The organism is Natronosalvus sp. KLKA75, assembly GCF_059736265.1.
This window is the reverse complement of the sequence record NZ_CM185522.1, coordinates 280,500-292,858: the sequence shown is the minus strand read 5'-3', so window position 1 is coordinate 292,858 and position 12,359 is coordinate 280,500. Positions and strand designations below refer to the sequence as shown.

Annotated in this window: 13 protein-coding genes; 7 read left to right on the top strand and 6 right to left on the bottom strand. The window is 56.0% G+C overall.

All coding sequences use genetic code 11. The features are described 5' to 3' along the window. Window positions 1-66: 66 nt before the first annotated feature. Entirely contained in the window at window positions 67-795 is a 729-nt protein-coding gene (locus AC6I65_RS01435; RefSeq protein ID WP_497902330.1) for a hypothetical protein, read from the top strand. Window positions 796-948: 153 nt separating this feature from the next. On the opposite strand, the gene AC6I65_RS01430 is transcribed toward AC6I65_RS01435, so the two are convergent. Continuing rightward, a complete protein-coding gene (locus AC6I65_RS01430; protein WP_497902329.1) occupies window positions 949-1,752 on the bottom strand; it encodes an alpha/beta fold hydrolase in 804 nt (267 codons plus the stop codon). 267 nt (window positions 1,753-2,019) lie between these two features. After that, a complete protein-coding gene (locus AC6I65_RS01425; RefSeq protein ID WP_004978121.1) occupies window positions 2,020-2,226 on the bottom strand; it encodes a cold-shock protein in 207 nt (68 codons plus the stop codon). Window positions 2,227-2,406: 180 nt separating this feature from the next. Here AC6I65_RS01425 and AC6I65_RS01420 point away from each other — a divergent pair, with 180 nt between their 5' ends. The 3 genes from AC6I65_RS01420 (at window position 2,407) to AC6I65_RS01410 (ending at window position 4,087) form a co-directional block, all read left to right on the top strand. Further along, the gene (locus tag AC6I65_RS01420) at window positions 2,407-2,676 is read left to right on the top strand and encodes a DUF7571 family protein (protein WP_497902328.1); all 270 of its coding nucleotides are present in this window, start codon (window positions 2,407-2,409) and stop codon (window positions 2,674-2,676) included. A 316-nt stretch (window positions 2,677-2,992) separates the two neighbouring features. Next, window positions 2,993-3,658, top strand: a complete 666-nt coding sequence (locus tag AC6I65_RS01415; RefSeq protein ID WP_497902327.1) for a helix-turn-helix domain-containing protein — start codon at window positions 2,993-2,995, stop codon at window positions 3,656-3,658. A 75-nt stretch (window positions 3,659-3,733) separates the two neighbouring features. Then, entirely contained in the window at window positions 3,734-4,087 is a 354-nt protein-coding gene (locus AC6I65_RS01410) for a DUF7344 domain-containing protein (RefSeq protein WP_497902326.1), read from the top strand. A 276-nt stretch (window positions 4,088-4,363) separates the two neighbouring features. Here AC6I65_RS01410 and AC6I65_RS01405 read toward each other — a convergent pair whose 3' ends face one another. Further along, complete coding sequence (locus tag AC6I65_RS01405) at window positions 4,364-4,918, bottom strand: OsmC family protein (protein WP_497903137.1); 555 nt, start codon at window positions 4,916-4,918, stop codon at window positions 4,364-4,366. Between the two features lie 417 nt (window positions 4,919-5,335). Here AC6I65_RS01405 and AC6I65_RS01400 point away from each other — a divergent pair, with 417 nt between their 5' ends. Further along, window positions 5,336-5,788: a methyltransferase family protein gene (locus AC6I65_RS01400; RefSeq protein ID WP_497902325.1), complete on the top strand. Its 453-nt coding sequence runs from the start codon at window positions 5,336-5,338 to the stop codon at window positions 5,786-5,788. 369 nt (window positions 5,789-6,157) lie between these two features. On the opposite strand, the gene AC6I65_RS01395 is transcribed toward AC6I65_RS01400, so the two are convergent. Both AC6I65_RS01395 and AC6I65_RS01390 read right to left on the bottom strand, forming a co-directional pair. Continuing rightward, entirely contained in the window at window positions 6,158-7,336 is a 1,179-nt protein-coding gene (locus tag AC6I65_RS01395) for a calcium:cation antiporter family protein (protein ID WP_497902324.1), read from the bottom strand. A gap of 347 nt (window positions 7,337-7,683) precedes the next feature. Then, window positions 7,684-8,607 (bottom strand): DMT family transporter, encoded by a 924-nt coding sequence (locus AC6I65_RS01390; RefSeq protein WP_497902323.1) that lies wholly within the window; start codon window positions 8,605-8,607, stop codon window positions 7,684-7,686. 352 nt (window positions 8,608-8,959) lie between these two features. Here AC6I65_RS01390 and AC6I65_RS01385 point away from each other — a divergent pair, with 352 nt between their 5' ends. Further along, window positions 8,960-9,667, top strand: a complete 708-nt coding sequence (locus AC6I65_RS01385; protein ID WP_497902322.1) for a DUF2270 domain-containing protein — start codon at window positions 8,960-8,962, stop codon at window positions 9,665-9,667. A 13-nt stretch (window positions 9,668-9,680) separates the two neighbouring features. Here the strand turns inward: AC6I65_RS01385 and AC6I65_RS01380 are convergent, their stop codons facing one another. Next, on the bottom strand, window positions 9,681-10,976 hold the full coding sequence (locus AC6I65_RS01380; RefSeq protein WP_497902321.1) for a pentapeptide repeat-containing protein: 1,296 nt from the start codon (window positions 10,974-10,976) through the stop codon (window positions 9,681-9,683). 748 nt (window positions 10,977-11,724) lie between these two features. Here AC6I65_RS01380 and AC6I65_RS01375 point away from each other — a divergent pair. After that, window positions 11,725-12,168: an SPW repeat domain-containing protein gene (locus tag AC6I65_RS01375; RefSeq protein WP_497902320.1), complete on the top strand. Its 444-nt coding sequence runs from the start codon at window positions 11,725-11,727 to the stop codon at window positions 12,166-12,168. Window positions 12,169-12,359 lie beyond the last annotated feature (191 nt).

Genomic DNA, 12,359 nt, shown 5'->3' with positions numbered 1-12,359 from the left:
TCAAATCACTCCTTGAGGTTGGAGTATCTATTTAAGACACCTTATCGTACTGACAGACAATACAGTATGAATCGTCGGGAACTCCTCGTTGCGGGTGCTGTGAGTGTCCTCCTCGGGACGGGTGGCTGCATCGCCAACCTCAATCCACAGGGTGAAAATTCAGCCAATTTGGACGATAAAAACTCCCCCGATGAGAACGCTGTCCCGGGCTGTACGTCGAAAGCGGAGTGGATAGATGACAATACCAACGGGCCGTTTCCCGATCCAGACTCGATCGCCGGTCGTCGCAACTGTGCGAACGCGGATCGCCCCGAACCTACCGGGGATGTTTGTGAGACGTTCGAGTTAGAGAAGCCGAACGGTGAAATCGACGAGTTACACAGCGTGGGTATCAAGCCGTATCCGGAGCCACCGAGTACGTTCGACGAGGAGTCGCTGACGGAGTACGTGTACGAGTACGAAGATGCCTACCAGCAAAATAAGGCCGTATCGGAGTACGGGAACCGAGTAATTGGTGCTGGAGCAGAGACCCTTGACAATTGGGGAGATCCGACACGAGTTCTTGAGCTCTACGATGAGATTACGGTCATCGGCATCCGTTTCGCTCCACCCGTAAATTACAGATCACACGACGGGAATTTCGTCGGTGATGATAATTTCAGCGACGAGGCAGTCTACGGGGTCGATGAGACCGGAGTCGTCCGCCTCCATGAACGGTATTTCGGCGATGAGAGAGCGGTCGTAAAAGAGACGCCCGATCCAGTCGAAGACGGCGACCTCCTCGAATGCTTTTGATCAATTCGCCGTTCTACCAAACGGCTAGTTCACTGACTTCAAAGTGGGAGAGGCAACGCTGTCGCGCTGGATTATCCTCTGTATCTCGTACGCTATTTCTGACAACAGTTCGGTAGTTCGTCAAGTGTCTGCTGAATACAGAGCGCGTATCGGTCACAGTGAGTTGATGAACTGGCTCACTACCCGGTTGAACCGCTCGGGTTGCTCTATAGGCGGACAGTGGCCACAGTTTTCGAAGAGTTCGAACGTGGCGTCCGGGACGAGGTCTGTGACGTGTCTCACCGCTTCGACGGTTCCCGTTCCCCGTGTTTCGTCCCCGCCGGCGCACACCAACATCGGAACATCAATCTCGGGGAGGACTGCTCGGTAATCACGTGTGAGCGCATCGGACAGGATGGCGCTTTTGATGGGGGTCGGAGTCCGAGACGTCTCGTCGACCTGCAACGTTCTCATCTCCGTGGTGGGGTTTGAGAAGACTTGCTCCGTGAGGCGTTGGATGAAACTCGTCTGATCTTCCTGGACCAGTGCGAGCGTATCTTTCAGTCCCACCAAATCGGTGAGTCCGTAGTCGTAATCATCCCACTGAAAACGCGATGCCTCGATATCGACATCAACTAGTCCCCGTATCCGCTCTGTGCCGAATTGATTCACGTAGTCCCACGAGACGAACGCACCCATCGACCACCCCACCATGACAACTTCTTCGAGGGCTCGCTGTTTGAGGAACGTGTGAAGATCACGGGCGTACTGTGCGACTGTGTGTCCGAGTTCCGTCTTCTCAGATCGGCCATGCCCTCTGAAATCGACGGCGACTGTGCGGTACTCGTTCGAGAGACTGGCTAACTGCGGCTCGAAAAACCTGAGACCACACATCACGCCGTGAAGAAAAATGATCGGTTGGCCCTCGCCGTGGTCCTCGTAATAGAGGTCTGCCCCGTTACACTGGACGTACGGCATAACGATGATTGTACGCTTCACTCGATGATAAGCCTACGCCACAGGCTAATGAGAGGTGGTGAATACATCCTCTGTATCTTGCACGCTATTTCTGACAGCAGTTCGGCGGTTCGTTGTGTCTCTGTAAGAGACAAAGCGCGAATCGGTCACGCAACGTTTTTGATGTCGGTGTTTCTGGGCTGTACAGACAGCCTCAGCTGGGACGTGTGACTGTCTGAAAAATCGAGAATATTGTTTGCCGCTGTGAGCGACGAGTGTGTCTCGGTGTTATTGCCGGACGACGTTCGCCGCGCGAGGCCCCTTCGGTGAGGACTCGATATCGAACTCTACCTCAGTTCCTTCCGTCAGGTCCTCTCCGCCGACATCTTCCATGTGGAAGAAAACGTCTTCGTCGTCGTCGAGGTCGCCGTCGTCAGTCGAAATGAAACCGTAGCCGCCAGTGTCGTTGAAGAAATCAACTTTTCCGTGTGCCATTGCAAACAAACATTGTCTCCGGTAACTGATAACACTTCCGAGCGTCGCGGTACCACGACTCTGTTTTAATACAGACGTGGAACGGTTCGGTCGGCGTCCAGTTCGTTCGGATTCTGGCAGTCAGCATGGTTTCGGAGGCAGATATTTACCGTGTGGTCACAAGGCATAACATGCATCGCCATGAAACCGTGCCAGAACTGCCAGACGGTCATCAACGAGTATCTCCTCGATAAACAACTCGAACCCCTGCGCGACCTCACGGCTGACGACTTCAACGTCTGTGCGGATTGTGCGACTATCGTCGCGGATGCGTGCGTGAAGTGTGACGGCGCGGTGTACGTTCCCCGAAGCGAATCCGTTACCCCTGACTACTGTCCAGCGTGTCGGTCCGATCTCATAGACCGCACCGGTCACGACCCTGGTTGGACGTGTGGCCACGTGTCCACCTGAACAGCAGTTGCTCTCGAACACTATTTTCGTCAAGGTGATCGTTCGATAGGTATGCATACTGAGCGTTGGTTCGGTGGGAAATGTCTGAAGGAGATGGAGTCGTCGTGCTGAACTCACCCTCTGTATTCAGCACGCCACTTTTGACAGCGCCTCGGTAGTTTGATCACGATCGGCTGAATACAGGGCGCGAATGCTGCACAACATGAGAGACGATCCACGAGAATCGGAGAACGGTCAACTCAGGTGAATCAGTTACCACGCTCGAGGTAGTTGTTCGTGCCCGCGAACTTATTCCTCTCGGGACCGCAGTCACCCCATGAGCGTCATCGGAGAGTTCTCCATCAAATCGGATGATTTCGCTCTGCACCATTCATTGACGGCTGCGCCGGAGATGGTCGTCGAGATTGAACGTGTCGTCGCCACGCTCGAAGATCAAGTCATGCCCTACTTCTGGGTCAGTGGCGGTGATCACGCAGAGTTCGAAGACGCCTTTCACCACGACGAGTCCGTTCAGAACATCGCCGCGATCGACGAGATCGAGGGAGCCAGACTGTATCGGGCTGAGTGGACTGAAAACATCGAAACAATCGTCTATGCGTACATCGAGATCGGCGCAACGATCCTCCGCGCGGTCGGTCGAGACAAAAACTGGGAAATTCGAATGCGGTTCGACGATCAGGACAAACTCTCCGAATTTCGCGCCTACTGTGAAGACAGAGGCATCTCGTTCGACCTCACCAGTCTCAAAGAACAGGAACAGCCGATGGCGAGCGCCCAGTACGAACTCACCTCGAAACAACGCGAGACACTGGTCACAGGGCTCGAAATGGGGTACTACGACGTCCCACAGGCAGTGACAATGAGCGACTTAGCAGGCCAGATGGAGATTTCACAACAGGCACTCTCGAAGCGTTTCCACGACGGGCACCGCAATCTTATTACGAGTACGCTGACTGTAAGTCATCCCGACGACGAGAGCTAACCAAGACCCGCCATATATAATAGATCGGTATATACAACCCTCTTCTCTATCCAAAACGAAAGAGTAGTTGGTAGTATGTCTGAGTGCGAACAGGCACATCTAACTGCTGATACGGTGTTGAGGATGCTCGCGAATCGCCACCGTCGGCACGCCCTCCGCAGTCTGTCGACCACCGAAAAGCCAATGGCGCTGGCTGATCTGGCCAACGAAGTCGCCGTTCGAGAGACGGGGTCGTCCTCTTCGGACGTTTCGGCGGATGCAGTAACGCGAATCTATCTTGAACTCTTCCACGCACAAATCCCGAAATTAGCGGATGAGCAACTCGTTTGCTACGATCGAGACCGGAATGTCGTCTCGCTCTCAAAGCGTGCTTCGCACCACGAGCAGTTGCACGAACTGCTCACAGTCGATTCCTATGGCCGGGAGTGACGAACGCGAGAAAGTGGCGGCGATGTGTGATGAGTGTGGAGGTGTGTATTCGGCGTGGAGACTGCTCGATGGCACCATCCACGTCATCGGACGGAAAGATGGCTGCCGATGTGGGGCGTCATCGTTCAAGGCCCTCCGATGAATAGCCGAGTCGTTCCGCCAACGGGCGGCCCATCTCGAAATGATACCTTTCGGTCGGCGCCTCTGCGACATCTCAATAGACGGATTTAACCTCTCGTTCGAGTTTGCTAACATCGAGTGATTTTGACATGATATTCATCCCTGTACCGAGACCAGATCAGTTTCGACCTGGACAGCGTTCATGAGGTTGTCCATCAACGGTGACGTGGTTTCGACCCGGTCACGCAGCTCGGCGAGTTCCTCATCCGATGCGTCAGCGTCGATGTACGCTGTGTAGGTCACTGTGTTGTACCCGGCACGGACATCGTCGGAGATACCGAGGAATCTCCGAAGGTCAACGTCTCCTTCAAGCTCGAACCGGAGTTCATTGAGTTCGATACCCATGGCTGCGGCATTCGCTGCATACCCGACGCTCAGGCACGATCCGAGAGCGGCGAGCAGGAGTTCCACCGCGTTGGGTGCCGCTCGCTTCCCGAGGATTTGTTCCGGCTCGTCACCCTCGATTTTGAATTCCTGGGTATGAATTTGCTCGCCCGCCTGATCGAAATCGTTGATCGACGTGACACACTGCAGGCCATCAGTCCATTCGGTTTCCGCTCGGAATCTGAATTGGCCGGCCGCTGATTCCGCTGTAATTGCTTCGACTGCTTGGCCGAGTTGCTCTACATCTACGCCATTATTGATTGACATTTTGAAGTATCTCTCTTTGCACTTTCTCACCCCCTGCCAGGTTGGGTAAAATTGCGTACAACTACTATGACTCGCACGTATAAAGCCCCATACTACTGATAATATTATATGAGGGATTGGGCAGGTATTCCTGTTGAACCCTTTCTTCCCACAGCGAATGACCGAGTGTTTTCGCTGTGTTTTCTCAATAAGTAAGTCAATGATGAATACAGCCTCTATATCTTGCATGTCGCTTCTGACAACAGTCCAGTAGTTAGTCGAGTCTCTGCTAGGATACAAGGCGCGAATCTTTCACGTCGAATCGTCGAAAAGGTCGAACTCAACCTACTCCAGTTGTATAGTACCGGTGACCAATATCGGGTCGTATGGCCTGGCAGGCGGAAGCGACTTGCGGACCGAATACGTGGATACCGATTGATGTACCAAATTATTCGGCAATATTGGGAGTACACTCCGTTGCCGGAGCCTCACGTTGCTGGGATCGTTGTGGGGAGTGCGCTGCATGCTCGCCGGCCGTGGCGAATAACTCGTTATCGGTTAATTACCCGGATTTGTGGACTCGCACTGATCGGATGGGGGGTGTTCGTCAATGGGTGGGCCTTCTATTCGATCGCCAAGACTATCGGTCGTGGGGAGCGACAGCTCGTCACGACTGGTCCGTATTCATTCAGCCGAAATCCCATCTACGTTGGGTGGACGATGCTCTACGCAGGCTTCGCGTTGCTCAAGAACAACGGGTGGATTGCTCTTTTTCTTCCAGCGGTGATTGCCATAACTCACTGGGCTACTCATCGGGAGGAGCAGTGGTTAGAACAGGAATTCGGCGAGGAATATCGTGCGTACCGTCGACGCGTTCCCCCGTATCTATAAGCAAATCGAGATTTGCCTGACTTTCCTGATAGCCACTTCAATTTCGGCGCGAATTGAGGAAGCAGTCGAGATGCGAACACTACTGGTGCATACATCCTCTGTATTCAGCACGCTATTTTTGACAGTGCCCCGATAATTCAATCACGATTTGCTGAATACAGAGCGCGAATGCAGCACGAGATTTAACTCGATCTCCGAAGAGGTAATCGATCAGTACAGGCGAAGTAGTGATCGTGGCGATCAACCGCGGTGACCTCGAATAAAACGAAGCCTCACAATCTATATCGAGTCGCCTTAGGCCTCTCGAAGAGGGTGGCTAGAATAGCATGGGAAGCGTTGACTTCGACCGCTGAACACCGAAGATGTACCCTACCCGCTAATTGGTACGCCACCAAATATGAGGATCGCGATCAGCCAATAGGCGACGTAAAGCCCGCCGAGTAGATACCCGTGCCACCGCTTCAGTTCGCCCGCATAGAGGAAGTACGCGGCGAGTGCCGTCATGAGAATTACCGACGGCAGGTGGAACGTCAGCACCGACCGGGAGATTTCGAGATCGCTCACAAACATGATCACCCCCACGTTGGCGGTCACCGAGAAGAGAACGCTCCCGATAACGTTCCCGACGCCGATCTCGGGGACCCCTCGACGAACCGGTTCGACCGTCAGCATTACGTCCTCGAAGGTGAGGATCACCGTTAGCACGGTCGCTCCGAAAACGGTCTCTTCGATGCCGAATCCGTCAATCACGACTTCCGATCCCGCCTCCAGCATCATCGACGCCACTACGATGCCCGCCAACGCGAGGATAGAAAGAGCAAGCCAGATCCAGCCCGCGGCAGATCGACCGCCAAAGAGGCGATCCTCGGGGATTGTCGAGACTGCTGACGGGAGGGCTATGCCACCATCGGCCTGTATCTCCTTGCCCAGTTCGGTGTTCCGGAACACGGGCATGTCGCGCTGATATTCGCGGACGATGATATAGCCGAAGAGCGCGACAAATGCGCTGAGTAGTAAGAGTCCGTGAACGAGGGTCAGTGTCCCGGCAAGGACGAACGGAAGTAACAGAAGGGGTGCCAGTGCAAAGAGGGCGACGTAATCAGGCGGGAGATCGACCGGGAACGGCTTGATGATCGCCGCGAGTGCGAGCGTTACGCCGATAATCGCTAAGCCGGTTCCGAGCGCCGTCCCGAGCGCCGCTCCCTCGAGACCACCGCCAGACAGAACGAGCGCGAGGATCGTATCGTCGAATTCGAATCCCGTGAAAAGAATCGCGAGGGCGAACAACGAGATTTTCAAGCCGAACGCCGTGCGCGTGAGATAGCTGATGAGTTTCTCGACGCAAACCGTCAGCAAGATCCCACCGCCAGCGAGGACGAGTAATGCACCCAGTAGTCCTTGACCTTCGACGAAGCCCTCGATGAGCCCTTCAATACCGCCCACTTCTTCTGCGTCTTCGCCCTGTTCCTGCGCGAGTACTGGGGTGACGATTAGGCAGACGGCGAGTAGTACGATGAACCCCGTGGTTAGTACCCGTGTTCGATCCATAGGAGACACACGCGGGGCCCGAATATGAAACTACAGATGCATGTATACTCTCCCGTTGGAAAAGTCTACATGCACGCTCTTTAGAGGGCGAAATTCTTTATAATTATCGTATACAGGTGCAGGGATTGCGTCGAAAGTAAGCATCCGTATGTATCGGTTGGTTCCTCCCAGAGATGGCGAAATAATTGAACTGGCTGTGCTGCATACATCCTCTGAGTCGCTCACGTCGTTTCTGAAAGGAGCCGGGCAATTCATTTGGTGTGTGCTGAACTCAGGGCGTGTATCCAGCACTCATCCGCCGCATTATCACCTACATACTGGTACTCTATCGAATGGCCGGATCAGCGTCAGGCGTGCTGGGCCCGCGCTCTGATCCAGGCGGACTGGACGCTCCGGGACAGTTCGGACCACTTGACCACGAGGAAGCCCCCGAAGATCACCAAGAACCCGGCTAACGTGACCGCAGGCAGGTGCTCGCCCAGCCAGGCCCACCCGACGATGGTGGCGACGACGGGGACGACATAGACGACGAGGTTCGCCTGGTGGGGCCCGACCCGGTCTAGCAGCGAGAAGTACGCCACGAAACCCATCGTGGTGGCGACTATCGCGAGGTAGAGGTACGATCCGATGAACGTCGGGGTGAGGGCGACCGCCTGGGGTTCGCCCGACAGGAGACTCCCGACGTGGAGCACTGCGCCGCCCAGCGCCAGCGAGAGGCCCGTAGTCGTCGCTGCGGGCATGTGCGACCCGCTCTTGCGGATCCCGATCGATCCGAGCGTGACGCCCGTGATGGCCGTCAACACCAGCAGCTTGCCCCGGAAGCCGTCGCTGAACAGCGCTTCAGGAGTCGGGCGAACGACGAGGACGACCCCCACTAGGCCGATGAGGACGCCGACCAGCGCCCGTCGGGAGAGACGCTCGGCGGGCAATAGCACCCACGCGAGGACGACCGTCAGGATGGGGCCGAGACTGTAGATGATCGCCGCGACGCCGGCGGTCGTGTACTGCTGACCGAGGTAGAGAAAGCCTGATGACCCGAAGAACAGCACACCTCCCGCGAGAACGGCCAGCCAGTCGGCGCGCCGGTGGGGCCGCCAGTCCCGCAGAACGAACGCAGCGTAGGCGAGCAGCAGCAGCGCCGCCAGGTCGTACCGCAGAGCCGCGAACAGCAGTGGCGGCGCGTCGGCTAATCCAGCCTTGATCGCCGGGAAGGCGGCGCCGAACGCCACCCCCATGAACAGAAAGAGCCCAGCAGCTCTCTGGGCAGACATAGGCACGGTATGCTCCCCGAGGAGATACCCCTGTCGGCGCGATGAAGGGAACGTGGAGCGATCCTGAACTCGTCCTCTGTATTCAGTAATCTCTCTCTTTGACAGATTCTCGGTAGATGATTCGGGTCGTGCAAGATACACAGCGCAAATGCAGCAGTGAGAGAGCCGCTTAGTGTAGTGATACAGATCAATCAGTATACTAAGCAGAGGTGGCTATCAGTTAACGAAAGCAGGAGTGCTTGCCCTGCAGAAGGACCAGAGACCACCATTTCTCTATTTACGCCGAAAAAGGCGCATCATACCCTCTAGTGTAGGCGTGCGCGTTATCTCCTCACTGACTGTATCTGTTCCAATGACTCAAGAGGACCGTGAATTCGACCCAGAAGCACCTGAACAACGGGAAATCGGTCGGGAAATGGTCGACCAGAGCACCGGCCTCGGCTCGGTGGCTGCACACCTCTATCGGGGCGAGGTTGAGCGCGTCACGACCTGGCGCGAGCGACTCGACGAGACGACCAACTGGGCGGTCACCGTTATGGCAGCAATCCTCGTCTACGCGTTCTCGAGCGATGGGACCTCTCACGCCATTCTGCTCGTCGGAATGCTCGTGATGACTGTGTTTCTCTGCATCGAGGCACGGCGCTACCAGAGCTACGACGTGTGGCGCTCACGCGCCCGTCTATTACAGGAGAATCTCTTCGCGAACGCGCTTGACCCGTCAGCCGGCGTCGAGCGACCGCGGTGGCGGGCGGAACTGAGCGATGACTACCGAAATCCGTCGATAAAAATCCCGTATCACGAAGCGCTCGGGCGAAGGCTTCGACGGGTGTACCTTCCACTACTAGCCATTATGCTAGTCAGCTGGGTTTTCCGGATTGGTGCCTACTCTGATCAGGCATTCGTACATGCTGCATCGCTACCTCGAATCCCAGGAGCGGTCGTACTGAGTTTCGTCGGCTTGGTCTATGCGTTCGCAGCGGGCCTTGCCGTCTGGCCTCGCAAGCGGCGAGCCAAAGGCGAAGTCAACGAAACCGCGTACGGCGAATGGAAGGAAATGTAATTGGCGCTTCAAATCACCGCACGGATCGTGTGAGCACAAATACAAGAAGGGCCATTAATAGAGACCCAGTTAGCGACTCGAATCCAGCCAGAAGCCTTGCCCAGGTCCCAACCGGTTGAATATCTCCGTACCCTAACGTCGCGAACGTGACGATGCTGAAGTAGAGGCTCTCAAGAAACACTGTAACAATCGTTTCGACCGATGCCCTGCTCGGGTCGTCAAGCGTATACGTGATCGCCTGATTAACCCCGACTGCCTGAATACCCCCCGTCAACGGATACAGCAGGGCACAGACCAGTATTAGTACCAGCGAACTCGCGACGACGCGCCAGGGACTCGTCCCGTAACGCATGATCCAGTGGGAGCCGGCCAGCGTAAACGCCCGAGCCCAGTCTTTTGTGGCCCAGGCGACCCGACGTCGAAGATCCATCTCCTGTCGGTAATAGTGGAGCGATCGCTCCGGGATGGCGTTGTCGTCGAAAAGCTGTTGAAGTTCACGGTACGACCACGCCGCTGCCTCGACGAGATCAGTCCAGCGCTGTCGGTCACCCACGTCGCCGAGCCGTTGTTCATAGACGACGCGTTCGCCGAACCTCGTCTTCCGGTCCACCGGCGTGTTTGAGAAGATCGCGCGGTCGAGGCGTGCTTCGAGGAAGCTCCCCTCCCGGAGGTCGGCATTGACGAACTGCGCGTCCTCGATCGTCGATCGATCGAAAGAGGCGCGCCGTGCGTCCGTGTCACGGAACGTCGCTCGCCGGAGGTCCGCGCCGGAGAAGTCGGCGTCCCGAACGATGGCCCCGGCGAAGTCCGCACCGATGAATCGACATGCCGAGAATTCCGCGCCGGCGAGCGACGCGCCCCGAAGGATTGCTCCGTCGAGCCGTTCCCCGGGTTCAGGCCAAGCCGTCTCGAACGCATCGCGGGGCTTTGCGTCCTCGTCGGCGTGCCAGATACAGCGCCCTGTGTGGTTCCAGGCCGGCCGCCAGCAACACACGGCGCCGACGTTTTCCCGGGTCAGCTCTTCCTGGAGGTGTCCGCACCGAGACTCGGGACCGATACTCATGAGAGTCAGAGGCGCTCGACCGTATAGAAGCGTCCCGGTGCTACTGAGACCGAGAGTGTTGGTGAGGCCATCAGGTCCCAGACGCAGAGCGCACCGTAGGAAAGCCGTAAAAGCCCACCTGAGCGGAACAGCCAAGAGCGAGTCGCGCGTCCATAGTGACGTCGCAGTGTTTGGATGTCCTTCTCCGGCTGTGATCACTGTTCCCGAGGTGCCGCTCGAGGAGCCGGTGCTCGTGTTCACGCTCACACTAACCGTCTTTCTGGTCGGCCGTTCCTGATCAGGAGACTCGGTCTGCTTGGCATCGTCGGTTTCGTCGTTCGGCTCGTCTTGGACTCAATCGGCCCCGATCCGATCAACACTCCGGTGGTGGTCGTGGGTTGACACACGGCCGCTTCCCAGCTCCGATGCTTTGTCCCAAATCAGACGGATAGCCGAGTCCGATTCAGGTATCGGATTGTTTGAGATTCAGGAGAGCTGGCTCCGGATTGTTTTCGACGATATCTTCGAACGTCGATCGAGTCTCTACTGCCGAATCGGCCTCATACGTTGGACCGCCGGAAGCAAATCGATCATCGAACATCCCGGGATCATACTCTGGCGTGGTGATAATCGTCTCTGTCCTCTCTTTGTGTGACCTTATAAAAGTAGGATTAAGATCGATCCGTTTCTCTACTGTATGTGGTACTTTCTCAAACAATCGCGTATGAAATTGATACATTGCATAGCGGACAGATATTGATCAAAACTTCCAACCAAACTCTTATTATGCCTTTCTCCGTCTTTGGAGTATATAGCGGAGACGGTTTCCTCCGATTCGTCTGTTTTCCCGAAATTGGTCCACTCATAGCACCCCCATCCCCTTCTCCGAAGTAGTGAGCGCTCAGTACAGGTGATATGGTGACCACCAAACGAGAAAAAGATGCATCCGACCTTCCCGACGGGTGCAGGCACCATCGTTTTCCGCATATGAGGGGTACGAGCGGCGAGGAAAATCATGAGCAATACACCGACCGACACCGGAACGGACTCCGACGCTGGGTCAGCCCGGAACAGAGAGACACTGAACACGGACGTGATGCAGTGGTTGAGCGCCCTTGTCGCCCTGATCGGGTTATACCTCGTCGCCTCGCCGTTTATCTTTGAGGCGACAGACGCAGCAACGTGGAACGATACGCTCGTTGGAACAGGTATCTTTCTGCTTGCCGGGTACAACTTCTACCGACTGTCGAAGGATCGATTGGCAAGTGTCGCCGTTGCATCGCTGACTATCTTGCTCGGCCTTTGGACAGCGATCGCACCATACGTCATGGAGATGGGGAGCAACGAACTTGCAATCGGGACCACGCTCTCCGGCCTGGCTGTCGCTGCCCTTTCGGCCTACAACGCATACGCGAACGGGAAAGCCGACGCACCAGACCCCGTCCGCACTCGCGCCTAACTCACCTCTTGATGGCTCTTTTCGAGTTCCTGGCGCGCATCGTAGCCCGAGTACGATCCGGACCAGACAGTTCTCCTTCTGACAGGGAGAGCTGAGTGTTCCATACGCATGTATTCATAACTCTTCTAATCAGTGTATAATTCGAATTAAAGAATTTCGAACCCAATTGTGACTGATCCAGATCGATACTT